This window comes from Azospirillum terrae (genome assembly GCF_053470425.1).
In genome coordinates this window covers 649,552-668,143 of record NZ_JBPXMR010000001.1, presented here as the reverse complement: position 1 = coordinate 668,143, position 18,592 = coordinate 649,552, and the positions used below count along the sequence as shown (strand labels likewise).

General features: G+C 69.5%; 13 protein-coding genes. 4 read left to right on the top strand and 9 right to left on the bottom strand.

The features are described from left to right. Positions 1-9: 9 nt before the first annotated feature. Positions 10-1,827, top strand: coding sequence for an ABC transporter ATP-binding protein (locus ACSVDD_RS03120; RefSeq protein WP_448187826.1), 1,818 nt, complete (start codon positions 10-12; stop codon positions 1,825-1,827). A 54-nt stretch (positions 1,828-1,881) separates the two neighbouring features. Here the strand turns inward: ACSVDD_RS03120 and ACSVDD_RS03115 are convergent, their stop codons facing one another. Then, the gene (locus tag ACSVDD_RS03115) at positions 1,882-4,626 is read right to left on the bottom strand and encodes a glycoside hydrolase family 2 protein (protein ID WP_448187825.1); all 2,745 of its coding nucleotides are present in this window, start codon (positions 4,624-4,626) and stop codon (positions 1,882-1,884) included. Positions 4,627-4,914: 288 nt separating this feature from the next. On the opposite strand from ACSVDD_RS03115, the gene ACSVDD_RS03110 reads away from it, so the two are divergent. The 3 genes from ACSVDD_RS03110 to ACSVDD_RS03100 all read left to right on the top strand — a co-directional run bounded on the left by ACSVDD_RS03110 (position 4,915) and on the right by ACSVDD_RS03100 (position 8,685). After that, complete coding sequence (locus tag ACSVDD_RS03110) at positions 4,915-7,143, top strand: SDR family oxidoreductase (protein ID WP_448187824.1); 2,229 nt, start codon at positions 4,915-4,917, stop codon at positions 7,141-7,143. A 248-nt stretch (positions 7,144-7,391) separates the two neighbouring features. Continuing rightward, positions 7,392-8,426 carry an ABC transporter ATP-binding protein gene (locus ACSVDD_RS03105; protein ID WP_448187823.1) on the top strand — a complete coding sequence of 345 codons (1,035 nt, stop codon included), beginning with the start codon at positions 7,392-7,394 and terminating at the stop codon, positions 8,424-8,426. Between the two features lie 55 nt (positions 8,427-8,481). Next, positions 8,482-8,685, top strand: a complete 204-nt coding sequence (locus ACSVDD_RS03100) for a hypothetical protein (protein ID WP_448187822.1) — start codon at positions 8,482-8,484, stop codon at positions 8,683-8,685. A gap of 3 nt (positions 8,686-8,688) precedes the next feature. Here the strand turns inward: ACSVDD_RS03100 and galK are convergent, their stop codons facing one another. The 8 genes from galK to ACSVDD_RS03060 all read right to left on the bottom strand — a co-directional run bounded on the left by galK (position 8,689) and on the right by ACSVDD_RS03060 (position 17,977). Beyond that, positions 8,689-9,750, bottom strand: a complete 1,062-nt coding sequence (gene galK / locus ACSVDD_RS03095) for a galactokinase (protein ID WP_448187821.1) — start codon at positions 9,748-9,750, stop codon at positions 8,689-8,691. Beyond that, positions 9,747-10,814, bottom strand: coding sequence for a galactose-1-phosphate uridylyltransferase (locus tag ACSVDD_RS03090; RefSeq protein WP_448187820.1), 1,068 nt, complete (start codon positions 10,812-10,814; stop codon positions 9,747-9,749). Before ACSVDD_RS03090 ends, galK begins: the two co-directional genes overlap by 4 nt. A 63-nt stretch (positions 10,815-10,877) precedes the next feature. Beyond that, a complete protein-coding gene (locus ACSVDD_RS03085; protein ID WP_448187819.1) occupies positions 10,878-13,409 on the bottom strand; it encodes a hybrid sensor histidine kinase/response regulator in 2,532 nt (843 codons plus the stop codon). Further along, positions 13,409-14,323: a phosphate/phosphite/phosphonate ABC transporter substrate-binding protein gene (locus tag ACSVDD_RS03080; protein ID WP_448187818.1), complete on the bottom strand. Its 915-nt coding sequence runs from the start codon at positions 14,321-14,323 to the stop codon at positions 13,409-13,411. The genes ACSVDD_RS03085 and ACSVDD_RS03080 overlap by 1 nt, the downstream gene beginning before the upstream one ends. Before the next feature lie 146 nt (positions 14,324-14,469). Continuing rightward, a complete protein-coding gene (locus tag ACSVDD_RS03075; protein WP_448187817.1) occupies positions 14,470-14,835 on the bottom strand; it encodes a response regulator in 366 nt (121 codons plus the stop codon). A 3-nt stretch (positions 14,836-14,838) separates the two neighbouring features. Next, complete coding sequence (locus ACSVDD_RS03070) at positions 14,839-16,347, bottom strand: RAD55 family ATPase (RefSeq protein ID WP_448187816.1); 1,509 nt, start codon at positions 16,345-16,347, stop codon at positions 14,839-14,841. Beyond that, positions 16,344-17,135, bottom strand: coding sequence for a sensor histidine kinase (locus ACSVDD_RS03065; RefSeq protein ID WP_448187815.1), 792 nt, complete (start codon positions 17,133-17,135; stop codon positions 16,344-16,346). The genes ACSVDD_RS03070 and ACSVDD_RS03065 overlap by 4 nt, the downstream gene beginning before the upstream one ends. Before the next feature lie 104 nt (positions 17,136-17,239). Next, the gene (locus ACSVDD_RS03060; protein WP_448187814.1) at positions 17,240-17,977 is read right to left on the bottom strand and encodes a response regulator transcription factor; all 738 of its coding nucleotides are present in this window, start codon (positions 17,975-17,977) and stop codon (positions 17,240-17,242) included. Between the last annotated feature and the right edge of the window lie 615 nt (positions 17,978-18,592).

Below are 18,592 nucleotides of genomic sequence, written 5' to 3'. Positions count from 1 at the left end.
CTTGTGCCTATGCCTCCCGCCATATCTCCCGCTTTGCCGGCCGATCCTCGGTTCCCGCAACGCCCGATCCTGTTCTTCCTGCGCTACGTCGCGCGCTGGCCCTGGCACTTCGTCGGGCTGGCGCTGCTGGTGTCCGGGGCGGCGGCGTGCGCCGTCGCCGTGCAGTACGGCATGAAATTGCTGGTGGACGCCATGGCGGTGCCCGAACGCAGCGTTGTCGCCGTCTGGTGGCCGCTTGGGCTGTTCATCGCGTTGATAGGCACGGAGAACGTTCTGTGGCGCCTGGGCGGCTGGCTCGGCTGCCGGACCGTGGTGGGCGTCGGCGTGGACATCCGTCTCGACCTGTTCCAGCACCTCTGCGGTCACCCCATGCGCTATTTCTCCGAGCACTTCGCCGGCTCGCTCGGCAACCGCATCACCGCCACGGCAGGGGCGGCGGGGGCGCTCATCGGCACCTTCAGCTGGAACATCCTGCCGCCCTGCGTCGACTTCCTCGGCGCCGTGCTGGTGCTGACCACGGTCGACTGGCGCATGGCGGCGGCGCTGGTGGTCTTCACCGGGCTGGTCGCGGGCGGCATCGCCTTCGTCGGCGCGCGCGGCCGGCCGCTGCACCGGGCCTACGCCGACCACGCCTCGACCGCCGGCGGCGAGCTGGTGGACGTGGTGTCGAACATCTGGGTGGTGAAGGCCTTTTCGGCGCTGCGCATCGAACGGGGCCGGCTGGCCGAGCGCTTCGGCCGCGAGGCCGACGCCCAGCGCCGCAGCTGGCTGTACCTGGAGAAGACGCGCGTGCTGCACGACGCCTGCCTGTGGCTGATGGCCGGCGGCATGCTGGTGTGGGCGGTTCTGCTGTGGACCGAGGGGCGGATCACGCCGGGCGATGTGGTGCTGGTCAGCGCGCTGACCTTCCGCATCCTGCATGGCTCGCGCGATCTGGCCTTCGCGCTGGTCGGCACGACGCAGCACTTCGGCCTGATCGCCGAGACGCTGCGGGTGATCGGCCCGCCGCACGCCGTCAGCGACCGGAGCAACGCGCATGCGCTGATCGGGCTGGGCGGTGCCATCGACTTCGAAGGCGTGCGCTTCGCCTATGCGGACGGGCGCGAGGTGTTCCAGGACTTCACGCTGCACATCCCGGCCGGACAGCGCCTTGGCGTCGTCGGGCCGTCGGGGGCGGGGAAGTCGACGCTGGTCGGTCTGCTCCAGCGCCTGGACGACGTGCAGGGCGGCGCCATCCGCATCGACGGCCAGAGCCTGGAGAGCGTCAGCCAGGACAGCCTGCGCAACGCCATTGCCGTGGTGCCGCAGGAAATCTCGCTGTTCCACCGCTCGGTCCTGGAGAACATCCGCTACGGCCGCCCCGAGGCGTCGGACGAGGCGGTGATCGCCGCCGCGCGCGCCGCCTATTGCGACGACTTCATCCGCGATTTGCCGCAGGGTTACGACACGCTGGTGGGCGAGCGCGGCGTCAAACTGTCGGGCGGCCAGCGCCAGCGCCTGGGCATCGCGCGGGCGTTTTTGAAGAACGCGCCGATCCTGATCCTCGACGAGGCGACCTCGGCCCTGGACACCGAGAGCGAGATCGAAATCCAGCGGGCGCTGAGCAAGCTGATGCAGGGGCGCACGGTGCTGGCGGTGGCGCACCGGCTGTCGACGCTGTCGGGCTTCGACCGCATCATCGTGCTGTTGGACGGCCACATCGTCGAGGACGGCCACCCCACCGATCTGCGCCGCCGCGGCGGCACCTTCGACGCGCTGTGGCGCTTGCAGGCCGAGGGATTCAGCATGGACGAGGCGCTGGAGCGGGGATTGCGGGCGGCGGAGTAAGGAAGATTGGCCCTCCCCCGCCGGGAGCGGAGGAGGAGGGCTTTTGCTTTCCCCTTACTCCACGCCTTCGCGTATCTGCTCCGTCACAGTGGCCGTGCGTCCCTTCAGCGCCAGTTCCACCAGCCCGTCCAGCAACGTCGTCGCGGTCGGGTCGGCGCCGGGGGCGTCTTCCAGCAGGCGGAAGGTGGTCGCCACCATGCGGCCGTGGCCGCAGTTGCGCTCGACGATCAGCGCCGCCGGCTTGTGCACCCAGCCGACCACCATGCCGGCGTGCACGCGGGCCTGGAAATCCCAGGTGGTGCAGTTGGCGATGACGTGGTTGGGGATCACGCGGTCGAAGCTGTGGTCGATCAGCGGCCCGCCCGGCAGCCGGGCGAACGGGCCGGACCGCTTCACCCACGAGAAGGATGAAGCCCACGCCCCCAGCCACATCGACCCGTGGCGCGGCGTCACCCGCACGTTCTGGAAGTGCGGGAAGATCGGCTGCAAGTCTTGCGGCTCGTCGGCCAGCAGCACCAGCCGCGCACCGGCCCGCACCTCGGCGCAGCGCTCTTCGTCCAGCCGGCGGGCGATCACCACGTCGGCGGACGCCGCGTCCGGCGCCGCTGTGTAGCCCAGCGCCGCGAAGCGCTCGCCCAAGTCGGCGTCCGGCGTCCACACCGACACCGGACCGGCTGATGGCCCCTGCCGACGCGGGTGGATCGCCAGTTCCACATGGTTGGTGGCGAGCAGATCGTTGCGGGTGGCGATTTCCAGCTCCAGGCGGTGCATCTCCGGCACGGCGACGTGCGGTGCCGCGAACACCGCCTCGCGGCCATGGCGCACACCCGGCGTCAGGTCCATCGGCTCGGCCCCGCCGGCATCGGCGGCGTCAAGGCTCCAGCGCAACTCGGTGCCCTGCACGCTGTCGCCCCGGCCGTGCGCGGCGGCAAGTCCGACGCGGACCTCCTCACCCTCCCAGTACGCCACCCGGTCCCATTGGGGCACGACGATGGTGTCGGCGTTGATGGTGTGGAAGACGCTGTGGAAGGCGCGCGGGTTGCGGCGCATGTCCAGCAGGCCGTTCGACTCCCAATGGCAGTCGGTGAACTCGGTGATGACGTAGCCGGCCAGCGTCGGCTGACGGCGCATCGCCTCAATCTGGTACTTGAGCGCGCGGAACTGCTGCCACTGCGCCGCCTCGACGAAATTCTCCATGCTGCCGAACACGCGGTCCAGGCCGTAGGAGGTGAAACGCGTCTCGACGCCGTGGGCGTACATGACACCCTCGCCCCAGTCGTGGCCGGTCTCGAACCACCACGGCTCCTTGCCGTCCGGGCTGCGCAGCTTCTTCGGATCGGGCAGGCCCCAGTTGCCGAACTCCGAGCACATCAGCGGCTCGGCTCCGGTGCGCCTGGCGTCGCCGTGGTGGGTGTAGGTGGCCTCGCGCCGGTTCGCCATGCGCTCGACGAAGCCGTCCCACGAGCCGCGGTGATCGGGCATCGCCGCGTAGAAATGATAGTCCTCGATGTCCGACTGGACGTGGAAGCTTGGCCACAGCGGCGAGTTGTCCACCACCAGCCGCGTCGGGTCGAAGCCCTTGAGCCACGCGTAGGTCTTGTTGACCCAAGCCCGGTGCTCCGCGTTGTGGACGAGGTCGGTGCCCCAGTTCTCGTTGATGATCGTCCAGCAGATGATCGATGGATGGTTGCCATCGCGCTCGACGATACCCTTCAGCGTCGCCTCCAGCCGCTCGGCGGCCGGGCCGGTCAGGCGGCCGGCGTTGGGCAACTCGGTCCAGATCAGCAGGCCGACGCGGTCGGCAACCTCATAGTAGCGCGGGTCCGGCACCTTGATGTGACAGCGCAGGCAGTTCAGGCCGAGTTCCTTGGCCTTGCGGAACTGGTCCTCCAGGAACGCCACCGAGGGGACGGTGCAGATGCCGTCCGGGTAGTAATCCTGATCCAGCGCCGAGCGCAGCATGATGGGCTGGCCGTTCAGGTGGATGCGGCCGTCTTTGGTCTCGACGGTGCGGAAGCCGAAGCTCTCCGTGCGGTGGTCCACGCTCTCGCCGTCCTGGCGCAGCGTCGCGGTCAGGCGGTAGATCGTCGGGCTCTCCGGCGACCACGCCTGCACGTGCGGCACGACGAGGTCGGCCGTGACGTGGTCCTGCCCGGCGGCGGCGGTCACCACCAGCGAGGCGCAAACGCCATCCGGGCCGGTAACCTCAAGGTCGAAGTCATGGTTGCGGCGAAGCCGCTGCCCCAACTGGATCGCCACCTTGACCGAGCCGTCCGTCAGGTCGGGGACGAGGCGCAACGCGGTGATGTGGTCGGCGGCACGGCGCTCCAGCGTCACCGACTGCCAGATGCCGGACAGCGGGCCGTACCAGCTCTGCTTGCCGAACGGCGTCTCGGCGAAGGGGAACTCGGGGTAGGCGTCGGGGTCGTCGGTCGGCGCGGTCACGGCGACGGCGATCTCGTTGCGGCCTGAGCGCAGGAAGCGGCCGACCGGCGCTTCGAAGGGCAGGTAGCCGCCCTCGTGCGTCATCACCTCGATGCCGTTGACCAGCACGCGGGCGTGGTAGTTCACCGCGCCGAAGCGCACGAACACCGGAGCGCCCTGCCAGTCGGCCGGAACCTCGACGGTGCGCCGGTACCACGCGCGGCCCTGGCGCTCGCGCAGATCACCGAACTGCGCCTGCCACGGGCCGGGCACCGCGCAGGTCCGCCAGACGGTCACGTCGTCGAGTGCGACGGCCTCGTCGCCGAAAAACTGGAAATCCCAATCGCCGTCGAGAGAGAGGGTGGTGCGCTGCACGCTTCGCTCCGCATTTTTTGGTCGGGCTTGCCCGGAAAAGGTGAGCGAAGTCTTCGAAGGTTATGGTTAACAAAAGATAACCAATGCCGGGCCGGGAAGCCGGCGCAAAAGGGGGCGTTCCGCCGAGCCGCGGTGCGCCTGTACTTCGGCGGCTGTGACAAGAATGGGCAACGACTTGCGGTGTGACAAAGTCCGGCACGACCCTGCTTCCGGCATTTCTTAACATCCCGGTAACCACGTTTGCGCGACACCGGAGGCGGTCCCATCACGCCGCCAGGAGGACGGGTTTTGCCGTCACGCGCAGACACCACGCAGCCACACCCCATTGAGCTTTGGGGCGGGTTGGAGTGCTCGGTCGTCCGGCTCCGCAACAGCGTCGTCGATCAGACGCGCTTGAGCGGGCACCAGGACCGGCCAAGGGATCTCGACGCCTTCGCCGGGCTCGGCATCACGGCGATCCGCTATCCCGTACTGTGGGAGCGGGTGGCGCCGCGCGGCCTGGACAAGGCCGACTGGCGCTGGACCGACGAGCGGCTCGGGCGCCTGCGCGACCTGGGCGTCAATCCCATCGCGACGCTGCTGCACCACGGCAACGGCCCGCGCGGCACCGACCTGACGCAGCCGGATTTTCCGCAGAAGTTCGCCGACTACGCCGCGCGCGTGGCCGAGCGCTATGCGTGGATGGACCTCTACACGCCGATCAACGAGCCGCTGACCACCGCGCGCTTCTGCGGCCTGTACGGCCTGTGGTACCCGCACGCACGCGACCACAGCGTGTTCCTGCGCATCCTCATCAACGAGGTGCAGGCGACCCGACTCGCCATGAAGGCGATCCGCTCGGTGAACCCGGCCGCGCGGCTGGTGCAGACCGAGGATCTCGGCAAGGCGCACAGCACGCCGCGCCTCGCCGCTCAGGCCGAGCATGAGAACCACCGGCGCTGGCTGACCTTCGATCTGCTGACCGGGCGTGTGAACCGCGAGCACCCGCTGTGGGGGTATCTGACGCAGTCCGGGCTGGAGCGCGACCTTGACGAATTGGCCGCCGACCCGTGCCCGCCGGACATCCTGGGCATCGACCATTACCTGACCAGCGAGCGCTTTCTGGACGAGCGCGTGCGGCGCTACCCCGGCGTCCGCACGACGCAGGAGGGCGGCGAGCGTCACGTGGACGTCGAGGCGATCCGCGTCCTTGCCGAGGGCGTGGAGGGGATGGAAAGCCTGATCGAGGAGGCGTGGAACCGCTACCGCCTGCCGGTCGCCGCCACCGAGGTGCACAACGGCTCCTCGCGCGAGGAGCAACTGCGCTGGTTCAAGGATGCCTGGGACGGCGCGCACCGACTGCGCGCGCGCGGCGTGGACATTCGCGGCGTGACGGCGTGGGCGCTGCTGGGAAGCTATGACTGGAACAGCCTGCTGACCCGGCGTGACGGCTTTTATGAATCCGGCGTGTTCGACGTGCGCGGGCCGGAGATCCGGCCCACCGCGCTGGCCCACCTGCTGCGCGATCTCGCGCGGACCGGCAAGGCCGACCATCCGGCGTTCGACGGGCCGGGCTGGTGGCAGCGCGAGGACCGCTTCCACTGGACACCGGCGCGCGGCTGTCCGTTCGTCGTCACCCGCCACCGCTGGACGGCTCCCGACCGGCAACCGCGCCCGGTGCTGATCGCCGGTGGCGGCGGGACGCTGGCCGACGCGGTGGCGCGGCTGTGCGTGGTGCGCGGGCTGGCCTATGTCCGGCTGTCGCGGACGGAGTTGGACCTCGCCGAGACCGGCGCGGTCGCCGCGGCGCTGGAGCGCCACCGGCCGTGGGCGGTGGTGAACGCCGCCGGTTTGACGCGGGTGGACGAGGCGGAGATCCGCGCCGAGCGCTCGCGCCGCGACAACGTCCACGCCGCCGAAGTGCTGGCGCAGGGCTGCGCGGCGGCGGGGGTGCCGTTGCTGGGGTTCTCCTCGCATCTGGTGTTCGATGGCGAGGCTGCCGCGCCCTATGGCGAGGACGACGACGCCCGGCCACTCAGCGTCTACGGGCGGACCAAGCTGGAGGCCGAGCGGGCGGTGCTGGCGGCGCATCCCCAGGCACTGGTGGTGCGCGCCGGGGCGCTGTTCGGGCCATGGGACGAGCGCAACGACGCCACCCGCGCCATCCGCGCGGTGGCGAGCGGGCGGTTCTTCTCGGCGGCTTGTGACGTGACGGTGTCGCCCACCTACCTGCCGGATCTGGTCAACGTGGCGCTCGATCTGCTGATGGACCGCGAGCGCGGGGTTTGGCACCTCGCCAACACCGGTGCCGTGACCTGGGCCGAGTTCGCCCGCGCAGCGGTGCGCGGGGCGGGGCTCGACCCGGACCGGGTGTTGGGCGTTCCGGCGGCCGACCTGGGCTGGATCGCCAAACGGCCGGCCTACAGCGCGTTGCGCTCCGGCCGCGGGGCGGGACTGCCGTCGCTGGACCACGCGCTGCACCGGTACCTGGCGGCGCGGAAGGTCGTCGAGGTGCACGCGATGGAGGCGGTGGGTTAACCCTCGCCCCTCCGGGGAGAGGATGGCCGCGCAGCGGCCGGGTGAGGGTAGGTGCAAGGATCCTTGGAGGCACCCTCACCCTCCCACGCTGCGCGTGGGCCCCTCCCTCTCCCGGGGCGGGAGCGGGGATTATTCCCTCCGCCCACACTTGGAAAAGCATTTGTGGGACACTTGGCGAAGTTCATCTTCACTTAATGCCCTGGCGTCAGTCTGCTCCTCGAGACGTACACAGTCATACAGGGGTTCCTATGCTGCCGATCGTCAGAAGGGTGCTCACCCTCTTCCTGCCGTTCTGGAAGCCGCTTGCGCTGATTTCGTTGATTATCATGGTGCAGAAGGCCGGCGACTTGGCGGTGCCCCTGTTCGGCGGGCAGGTGATCGACGCCATGGCCCAGCATCGGCCGCTGGACGCCACCTACACCATGATCGCCACGGCCTTCCTGTTCTGGGTCTGCCACGGCAACATGCTGCCCTATGTGCTGGGGCGGGTGGACCTTGCCGGGTTCCAGTACGCCGGGCCGCGGCACCTGGGCGTCAGCATGTTGAAGCGCGTGCTGCGCCAGCGCGTGAAGGATGGCCGCGACACCGCCATGCAGCAGGCCATCGTCGAGCGCGGCGAGGTCGTGCTGGTGCAGTTCATCAACGCCTTCGTCCGCGTCGCCATTCCGGTGACCATTCCCGGCATCGTGACGCTGGGGATGCTGCTGTGGTGGTACCCGCTGATCGGTTTGATCGCCATGGCCGGCGGCGCGCTGGACGTGCTCGCCACCATCTACCTGAACAGCGTGCTGAAGCCGCTCTACACCCGGCTCCAGGAACTGGATTACGAGCGCCAGCGCGTCCACACGCATGTTTTCCGCAACCTGCTCGCCATCATCATCGAGAACAAGCAGCACCGGACCGCCGAGGACTACGACGAGCGCTTCGCCACCTACGCCGGCTTCGGCGCCCATACCGGGCGGCGCTTCCTGGTGTTCAACTTCGGGCGCGGGCTGATCGTCAACGTCACCAACCTGTGCACCTGGGTGGTCGGCGCGTGGTACGTGGACGGCAACGTCTATTCCCTCGGCTACTTCCTGGCCTCGCTGAGCTGGTCCACCTACGTGCTGAACTGCGTCGGCGCGGGCATCGAGCTGCAAAAGCAGTGGATGGAGACCATGCCGGCCATCAAGGCCTTCTTCGTCGAGATCGATGCCTGCGGCCCGGCCAACGACGACGCCGAAATGGGTAGCGCCCCGTCTTTTGCGCCCGCGGCGCTCGCCACGGCTTTAAGCCCGCATTAACCAGTCGAGTGCGAATAATGCGTCACACGATGCATTAACCATAGGAGCGTTGGAGATGGCGACCAAGCCCGTGTGGACGAAGCTCTCCCCCCGCCACTTCCGTGTGCAGCACGGCAACCGCCGCGTGGACATCCAGTACGAAGGCGCCGGTTTCCAGAGCGCCTGGGGCGTGTACACCGGCGGCAAGCTGGTGACCCGGCATCCGGGCTTCCTCGACGCCCGCGGCCTCGCCCTGTCGCTGGCGACCGAGAACACCTGAGCGTCAGCGCGGGTACACCAGCCGCGCCTCCGGGTGCTCGCCGGCCACGGCCGGCCACCAGGACTCCGGGTCTTCCACCAGGGCGATGATGCAGCCGCCGAAGCCGCCGCCGGTCAGCCGGGCGCCGATGGCGCCGCGCCGCAGGGCGGTTTCCACCAGCGCGTCGATCTCCGGCACGGAGACCTTGTAGTCGTCGCGTTGCGAGGCGTGGCTTTCCACCATCAGGCGGCCGAACGCCGCCACGTCGCCGCGCTCCAGCGCCGCCACGCCGTCGAGCACGCGGCGGTTCTCGGTGACGACATGCCGGGCGCGGCGGTTCAGCGGCTCGGGCAAAGCCGCGATGGCCGGCAGGTCGGCCACATCCACGTCGCGCAGGCTCGCCACCGTCAGGGCGGATGCCGCCGCCTCGCATTCCGAGCGGCGCTGGCGGTAACCGCCATCGGTCAGCCGGTGCGACACGCCGGAATGCACCACCGCCAAGCGGTGACTCTGCGGCAGCGCAAGCAGCCGGTGTTCCATAGAGCGCGTGTCGAGGAACAACGCCTGTCCCGGTGTGCCGAGCGAGCTGACCATCTGGTCCATGATCCCGCAGGGCATGCCGACGTAGCCGGACTCCGCGCGTTGCCCAAGGCGGGCGATCGCCACCTCGTCCAGGCCGAGCCCCAGCCACTCCCGCAAGGCCCGCAGCGTCGCCACCTCCAGCGCCGCGGAGCTGGAGATGCCGGCGCCCATGGGCACGTCGCTCTCGACGCTGACGCGCAGGCCCTTCACCACGGCGCCGTCCTGCATCACCACCCGCACGCAGCCCAGCACGTAGTCCAGCCAATCGCCGCCCGGCGGCGCGTCGAGCGGGCGGGTGAGCGTCTCGTGGAAGCGCGCGGCGTGCGCCTCGATCACGCCGGGGGCGCCCGGCCCGACCGCGACCGTGGTGAAGTAAGGCAACGGCGTCGGCAGCACGAAGCCGTCGTTGTAGTCGGTGTGCTCGCCCAGCAGATTGGCGCGGGCCGGGGCCTTGGCGGTCGCGGCGGGGGTGCGGCCGAAGATCTCGGAGAACAGCGCGCTCATAGGGTGACCTCGCGCAGGCGGGCGGCCATCTGCTCGGGCAGGCCGTCCACCAGGAACATGCCCGCACCCTGCTCGCAGCCGGCGAGGTACTTCAGCCGGTCGGCGGTGCGCAGGAACGGGTAGAACTGGATGTGGAAGTGGAAATGCTCCTCCTCGCCGCGCGGTGCGGCGTAGAGGATGCACAGGTACGGCATTGGTTTGCCGTACAACCCGTCGTAACGCGCCACCACCTCGCCCAGCAATTCGGCGAAGGCGGTGACGTCCTCGTCCGAGAAGGTCCAGGGGCCGGGGTGGAACGCCCGCGGCATCAGCCACACCTCGGATGGAAAGCGCGCGCAGGGCGGCACGAAGGCCACCACCCGGTTGTTGCCGGCCACGTCGTAGACGTCACCGATCCCGCGCCGCATGTCCTCCAGCACCGGCGCTTCGCGGAACGCCGCCACCAGCGGCGCCACGGCGGGCGGCACGAAGGGGAAGGCGTAGATCTGGCCGTGCGGGTGGTGCAGGGTGACGCCGATCTCCTCGCCGCGGTTCTCGAAGGGCATGACGAAGGCGACGCCGTCCTGCGCCAGCAGGTCGCGGTAGCGGTCGGCCCACACCCGCACCAGCAATTCGCGCCGCTCGCGCGTCAGCACCGCGAGGTTGCCGCTGTGCGCCGCGCTGTAGACCACCACCTCGCACTGCCCCTTGGCCGGGGCGGTGGGGATGGGCAACTCGGGCGGCGGCGGGGCGGCGGGGGCGAAGGCCGGGAAGCGGTTCTCGAACACCGCGATCTCGAAGTCGGCGAAGGGGATCTCGCCGGGGAAGCCTTGCGCCTGCACCGGGCAGAGCGGGCAGAACTCGGCCGGCGGCTTGAAGGTGCGCTCCTGGCGGTGGCTGGCGTAGCCCACCCATTCGCCGCGCAGCGGATGCCAGCGCAGATGCGGCTGCGGGGCGGGGCCGGGCTCCAGTTCCTGTGTGACCGGCAATTCGTGCGGCTGCCAGCCGAAAAGGTAGAGTTTGCGCCCGTCCGCCTTGACGTGCGTGCGCCTGTGGAACGGTCGGGATGCTGCGTTCGGCTGCACCACTGTCTCCGGTGTTGCGGGTCCCCCGCACCAGAACAGTTGCCCGCAGCTCCCGTCGCAGGCCTATCGCCGAAGGATGCCTGCCTCCTCCGACAGAGCCAACTCCGCCGCCGCGGGCGGCCTGCCGTCGAGCAGGCGGGCGATGGTGGAGCGCAGCACCGTCGGCTCGAACGGTTTGGACACATAGGCCGACATGCCGGCGGCGGCGTAGTGCTCGTCCATGCCGGCCATGGCGTGGGCGGTCAGCGCCACGATGGGGATGGCGTGGCCGGGCGGCTCCTCGGCGCGGATGCGGCGGGTCGCCTCGATGCCGTCCATGCCCGGCATCTGCACGTCCATGAGGATGAGATCGTACGGCGTCGTCCGCCACGCGGTGATCGCCTGCACGCCGTTCTCCACCACGTCCACGCGGTAGCCGCTCTTCTCCAGCAGCCGCTTGGCGAACAGTTGGTTGATGTGGTTGTCCTCGGCCAGCAGCAGGTGCCAGCCATTGGCGGTCTGCGGCTGTGCATGGGCGGGACCGTGCACAGCCTCCGCCGGGGCGGGCTGGCCGAACAGGCTTGCCAGCGCATCCAGCAGCAGGCGCGGGCGCAGCGGCTTGACCAGGATGCAGTCGAAGCCGACGCGCGCCGCCTTTTCCGACGCGTTGGGCCGGCCGATGGACGAGGCCAGCAGCAGCTTCATCCCGGTGTGCGAGGGCAGGGCGCGAATGCGCTCCGCCAGCGTCTCGCCGGCCATGCCCGGCATCATCTGGTCGAGGATGGCCAAGTCGAAGGATTGCCCGGCCGCAGCCGCCCGCTCCAGCGCCGCCAGCGCCGCCGGGCCGTCCTCGGCGGTGGTCACCTCGGCGCCCAGGCCGCCCAGAATCTTGACCAGGATGCGGCGGTTCATCTCGATGTCGTCGACGACGAGCACACGGCGCCCGACGAAGCTGTGCAGCACCCGCCGCTCCGCCGGGGCGGCGCTGTGGGCCGGCCGCAGGCTTGCGGTGACGCGGAAGGTCGAGCCGGCGCCGAGCCGGCTGGTCACCTCGATGTCGCCGTCCATCAGTTCGACCAGCCGCTTGCAGATCGACAGGCCGAGGCCGGTGCCGCCGAAGCGCCGGGTGATCGAGCCGTCGGCCTGGGTGAACTTGTCGAACAGCTTGCCCACGGACTCCGGGGCGATGCCGACGCCGGTGTCGACGATCTCGAAGGCCAGCTCGACGCTGCCGTCCGCCTCGCCGACATGCTGGACCTCCAGCATGACCGAACCGCGGTCGGTGAACTTGACGCCGTTGCCCACGAGGTTGAGCAGCACCTGCCGCAGCCGCGTCGGATCGCCGCGGAACGAACCGCGCGCCTTCGGCGCGATCCACACGCCGATCTCCACCAGCTTTTCCTGCGCCTTGGGTGCGAGGATCTCGACGACGCTTTCGACCAGCGGCTCCAGCTCGAAGTCCACATCCTCCAGTTCTACCTTGCCGGCCTCCAGCTTGGAGACGTCGAGGATGTCGTTGATGACGGTCAGCAGCGCCTCCGACGCCTCGCGCACCGCCTCGGCGTACTGGCGTTGCTCGGGGTCGAGCGGCGATTCCAGCAGCAGGCCGTTCATGCCCAGGATGCCGTTCATCGGCGTGCGGATCTCATGGCTCATGTTGGCCAGGAAATCGCTTTTGGCGGTGTTGGCGGCCTCGGCGCGCTCCTTGGCGGCGGTCAGTTCGGCCTGGGCGTGGCGCAACGCCTCCTCGGTGCGCCGGCGCTCCTCGACCTCGGTGCTGAGGCGGGCGTTGGTGGCGGACAGCTCGACGGTCCGCTCGGCCACCCGGTGTTCCAGATCCTCGTTGATCTCTTCCAGGCGCCGGCCGGCTTCGCGCAGATCGTCCTCGCTGCGCACCAGCGTGTCGAGCATGCGGTTGAAGGAGGCGGCAAGCCGCCCGACCTCGTCCACACGGTCGACCGGCGCGCGCAGGTCGCGCCGCCCGGCGCGCGTCGCCTCGGCGACCTCCAGCAGTCCGTAAAGGCCGCGGGTCAGCCGGCGCGCCATCAGGAACGCCAGCGTCGTGCCGATCAGGATGGCGGCCAGCGTGTAGAACAGCCCCTGCCGGGAGACGAGTTGCAGGCCGCGCTGGTCGCGCTCCAGGCTGGTGCCGAGGCGCGCCCAGCCCACGATCCGCCCCCCGGCCAGCACAGGCGCCGCCGCGTCGATGAGGTCGGCACCGTCCACCAGGATCTGCGGCTTGGCCGGCGCGTCGTACAGGCGGCGGCTGACCGGGTCGGCGGGGTACTTGCCGATGAGCGCGGGATCGGAGTGCGCCAGCACCTTGCCGCCCTCGTCCACGACGAAGGCGTAGCGCAGCTCAGGGTACGCGGCGAACGCCTGCACCAGTTCCTGCAAGCCCACGACGTCGCCGGCCAGCACCCAGGAGGTGGAATTGCGCGCCACACCCTGGATCAGGCTGAGCGAGCGGTCCACCCCCTCGCGGTGCAGGAAATCGCGCTGGCGTTCTACCAGATCGTAGACGAACAGGGTCATCATCACCGCGTGCAGCAGCGCGATGCCCCACATCAGTTGCCGGCGCAGCGACCCGGACCACAGGCGCGTCAGGCGTGTCATCACGGCCCCCCCACCGGCCGCACGTCGCGCTCGAAGCGGGCGACGAAGTCGCGCACGGGCTGGTAAGTCCGGTCGTCGGCGACCTCGAACCGGCTCAGTTCCATGGGGGCGAGGATGGCGCGGCCCTCCTCGCCGGTGTGCAGCGCGTTCAACAGCCCGCCGATTTGGCGGACCAGCGCGTCGGGCATGTCGTCGCGGGCGACCAAGCCGTTGTTGGGCAGGGCGTCGGTTTGCCAGCGCACCTCCAGCTGGGCGGCGATGTCCGGCCGCTCGCGGGCGAAGGCGCGCCATGGCGGCGGCCACGTGGCGCCGGCCGCGGTGGTGCCCAGGTAGACGTTCATGATCGAGGATTCCTGCGAACCGACGTAGCGGTTGTCGAGATCGTTGCGCACGTCCACTCCGTGGGTGTGCAGGAACCACTGCGGCAGCATGGTCGCCGCCAGGGCGGTGGGGGCGGGGTAGCTGACGGCCTTGCCGCGCAGATCCTCCACGGCGGTGATGCCGCTGTCCTTGCGCACCAGGATGATTCCGCGGAACTGGTCGTCGTCGCCCATCTTGCCGAACACCCGGTAGCCGTGCGCGGTGCTGGTGATGGTCTGGTACGGGTTGGGCAGGGCGAAGTGAAAGTGCCGCTCGGCCAGCTTCTTTTCAAATCCGGCGTAGTTGCGCGACGCCTCCAGCCGCACCCGCACGCCGTCGAGCCGCCGGTTCAGCAAATCCACCAGCGGCTGATAGACGTCGAACAGGCGCTGCGGGTTGTGCAGCGGGTGGATGCCGAAGACGTAGACGTGCTCGCGCAACGGCGAGCTGTCGGTGAAGGCGGGGCGGTACACCTCCTCCCCCTCGGGCTTGCAGCCGGCCATCAGGGGGGCGGCGCAACCGAGAAGGCCGGCAAGCACCGTTCGGCGACTCAATGTCGTTTCGGGTCGATCCTGTGTTGGTTCCAAGTCCGTCGCCGTTCCTGTGCCCCCGGTATCCTGGAACGCTAGAATAACGATAAAATTTGTACTGTCTATTCCGACGTTGCGGATGCCTGTGACTACTGTCGGATGCTGGAATTCTAATGGTCGTCGCCCAGGATGCCGCCGATCAACTCGAAGAAGGCGGGGATGGCGAAGGGCTTGCGCAGGAAGGCGGTGTAGCCGTCGAAATGCTGGCGCAGCGCCGCCTCCGGCACCGCGCTCATCAAGATGATGGGGATGCCGCTGTACGCCGGGTCGGCGCGCATCGCCGCCCCCAGCGCCGCACCGTCCATCAGCGGCATCATGAAGTCGGTCACCACGAGGTCCGGCTGCGCCTCGGCCAGACGCTCCAGTGCCTGCCGGCCGTTGGCGGCGGCGAAGACGCGATAGCCCTCGTCCTCCAAGAGGAGGGTCAGGACGCCGGCGATGCCGAACTCGTCTTCGACAAGGAGGATGGTCTTCACGCATCACTCCTGGCGTGGGGGGCGTTTGGACGGACGGCCCTGGCCAGCTGACGGCGACGCCTCCGGCTGGTGGGCGAACCCGCCGAGGAGCGCCTCGTAGGCCGGAAACGGCCCGACGATGCCGACTCCGCGGTCGGTGATCTCGAACTCGTGCAGGGCCGGGTCGAAGCCGCTGTCGCGGATCTTCATAATGGAGAGCAGACGCCGGGTGTGCGCCTGCACCTCGACGTAGCGCAACACCACCACGCTCTCGACCAGCGAGGAGACGCCGGAGATGGGCATCTGCACCGTGGGGCCGACGACGTCGCGCGTCTCCAGCGAGTATATCGTCGTGACGTCCAGCGCCCGCAACTCGTTCGACAGCACCGAGAGGTAGCGGCTGATCCGATCCGGGTGGATGGCGGATTCGATGAAGCCGCCAAGACCGTCCACGAACAGCCGCCGCACGCCGCGCCGCCGCACCGCGTCGAGCAGCCGGTGCCCGAGTTCATCCAGCAGGTTCTCGCCCTGCGCCTGCCAGACGATCTCCAGCGCCCCGCTGGCCTCCAGTCCAGCCAGATCGATGCCCAGCATCGCTGCCTTGGTCTTCAGGCGCTCGGGCGTTTCGTAGAAGCCGAACAGCAGGCCGGGTTCCGCGGCGCTCGACCCTTGCAGGAAATGCAGCCCGAACGTCGTCTTGCCGACCCCCGTCGGCCCCACCGTGGCGGTGGTCGTCGCCCGGATCATGCCGCCGCCGATGAGGGCGTCCAACCCGTCCACGCCGGATGACGTCCGCACGTGCAACGCCGGGGGGTGCCGGGATGGCGCTGCGAACGCCGCCTCGATGCGCGGGTAGACGACCAGCCCTTCGGAAGTGATGCGGAACGGGTGCCGGCCGCGCAAACTCGCGCTGCCACGGAACTTGCGCACGTGCAGGCTGCGTTCGCTGCGCACGTCGAACAGTTGGTCGTCCAGTTCGATCAGCCCGTCCACGATGGTGTGCTCGGCGCTGACCTCGCCGGTCCCGCCGGTGGTGAGCAGCAGCACGGTGCAGTCGTTGGCGACGGCGTGGCTCTGCACCTCGTGGACGAACTTCTTGAACTCGCGGGCGGAGGTGGCCGTTTCCTCCGCCGCCGCCAGCCCATCGAGGACCAGCAGGCTGGCCCGGTGGCTGCGGATCTCGCGGCGCAGCAGGTCGGTCAGGCCCTTCAGCCCCTCGTTCTCCAACATGTGGAAGGCACTGACGTAGTACAGCCGGTCGGGGATGATCGTCTCGTCGAAGAAGGCCATGGGGCGCAGGTGCTGGAGCATGCGCGTGTGCGATTCCGCCAGCAGTGTGATGTACGCCGCCCGCCCGCCGGAGGCCACGTGGGTGAAGCACATCTGGTTGGCCAAGGTCGTCTTGCCGGCCCCCGGCGTGCCCTGGACGATGTAGACGCCCCCCTTGAGCAGCCCGCCGCACAACACGGCATCCAGGCCGGGGATGCCGGTCGGCACCCGTTCGATGGGCGGTGTGTCGTCTCGCGTCGTCATGGGTGTGGCCCTCCGGCGGAGGGATGGGCGAGGGGCAGACGCGCGGTGAAGACGGCCCCTCCACCGGGGGCGCTCTCGACCGCGATACCGCCGCCGTGCGCCTCCAGCAGCGAACGGACGAGCCACAGCCCGACGCCGAAGCCGGCGCGTCTGTGGCTGCCCACAACCTGTTCGAACCGCCCGAAGATCCGCTCCCGATCCTCGGCGGGGATGCCCGGCCCGCGGTCCCGCACGGTCAGGCGGACATTTGCGCCGTCGCACGCCAGCGTCACGTCCACCGGCGCGTCGGCGCCGTACTTGATGGCGTTGGAGACGAGGTTGCCAACGATCTGCTCCAGCGCCAGCCCGTCCCACCAGCCCATCAGACGGTCGGGAAGGTGCAGGCGGAGGTCGGAGCCGGTGTACGCCGCCTCGGCCGCGTAGCTGGCGGCCACTTGCCGCACGATGGCGGCGAAATCCACCTCCTCGAGCTGGAGCTGCTTGTGGCCGGCGTTGATGCGCGAAACGTCCAGCAGCGTCGTCGCCCGCTCCACATAGCGCTCCAGCGACAGCCGGGCGGCGGTCAGCGACCGCACCAGCCCCTCGTCGCCCAGCGTCTCGGCCGCCTTCAGCGCAAGGTCCAGGTGCAGGCTGAGCGCATACATTGGGTTGCGCAGTTCGTGCGCGGCGACGGTCAGGAAGGTGTCGCGCGCCTGGATGGACGTCTCCAGCTCCGCGACCCGCGCCGCAAGCTCGGCTTCCCGGCTTGGCGTGTCGGCAGGCTGCGCGCGGCTGGTCCGCTGTTCCAATGGTGTCCCCTGAGCCCTGCGTGTGATGATGGCCCGCTCCGAACGCTTGCCGGTCAACAGCCCTTGGCCGTTGGCGTTCCTTGTCCTACGACAGCTCTATCGTCCTAGGGCGACAGCCCCGCGCGGGCGGCGATCAGCGCCAGTTGCGTGCGGTTTCGCACGCCCAGGCGCAGCATGACCGTGCGCAGGTGCACCTTCACGGTGCCCTCCAGCACACCCAGCGACCGGGCGATCTCCTTGTTGGACTGGCCCTGGAGCAGCAGGCGCAGCACCTCGCGCTGGCGGTGGGTGAGGGCGTCCATGGCACCGTTCGGCGGCTGTGGTGGTGGCTGGCCCGGCGGGCCGGCGGCGGTGGAGGCGGCGGTGGCAAGGGTGCGCGGCAGCGGGGCGTAGATGCCGCCGCCCAGCACGATGGGCAGGGCGTGGCTCAGCACATCCGGGTCGCATCCCTTGGGCAGAAAGCCGCGGGCTCCCGCGCGGATGCAGGCGGCGACGATGCCCGCGTCCAGCGACGCGGAAATCACCAGCAGCGGAATCCCGCGCAACGCTTCCAGCATCGCCTCGACGCCCGGCAGCCCATCGGCGTCCGCCATCTGCAAATCGTAGAGCACCGCCGTCAGCTTGCTGATGGAGCGCACCCGCCGTAGCGCCTCGGCCAGCGAGCCGGCCTCGAACAGTGTTGCCTTGGGGTAGCGCAGCTTGAGCGCCAGCGTCAGGCCGTGGCGCACCAGCGCGTGGTCGTCGACCACCAGGAACCGCGGGGCTTCGGTAACATCGACGCCTTTTTCCAGCGCGGCGCCCAGGCGTTGAGGGTCGATGCCGTAACGTTCATGGTTCCGCATCGGGGGCTTCCTTCGCATTTTCTTTCGCTTCCGGCGTATGCCGGAACGGTCAGGCCATCGAGGAAAACACCCCGGAAAGCGGAAAGATCGCAGCCGAGGTTCGAAACAGCCTGAATTGTGGGCTTTTTCCGCTTGTCCGATGGGATACGGCCTCCGAGACGCGCGCCAAGCCGCGGATACGGCGTGTTGGGAAGGCGTGGCCCGCGCAGGAGGGGCCGGGGCGCCGGCAGGTTCGGTGTCGGTTCCATGCCTCCTCATGCGCCGTGCTGTGGCTGCCTTTCCGGCCTCCCGCAACTCCGCGCGGGCCATACTGTGGAGCGACTCAAATAGGGTGCTTTGGGCGAAGCACCTCCAAAACTCGCAGGCGCGCCTTCCGGCGCGCCTGCTTTTCCGTGCGCCGGGTGTTTTGTGCGGGAGGAGGGGAGAGGGCGGCAACCGCGCGAGGGGGGCTGCGCGGCTGCCGCTCTGTGACCCAGCGGCCGGGGGCAGTCGCTGGGTCGGCCGCCCTGCGTGCTTGGGCGGGTCCTTTCCGGGTGGGGGGACACCCTGCCGTAAAAACATCGCCAAATCAGTCCCGGTGCCCAGACACGGACGCCGTATGTCGGAAGGTAGGGA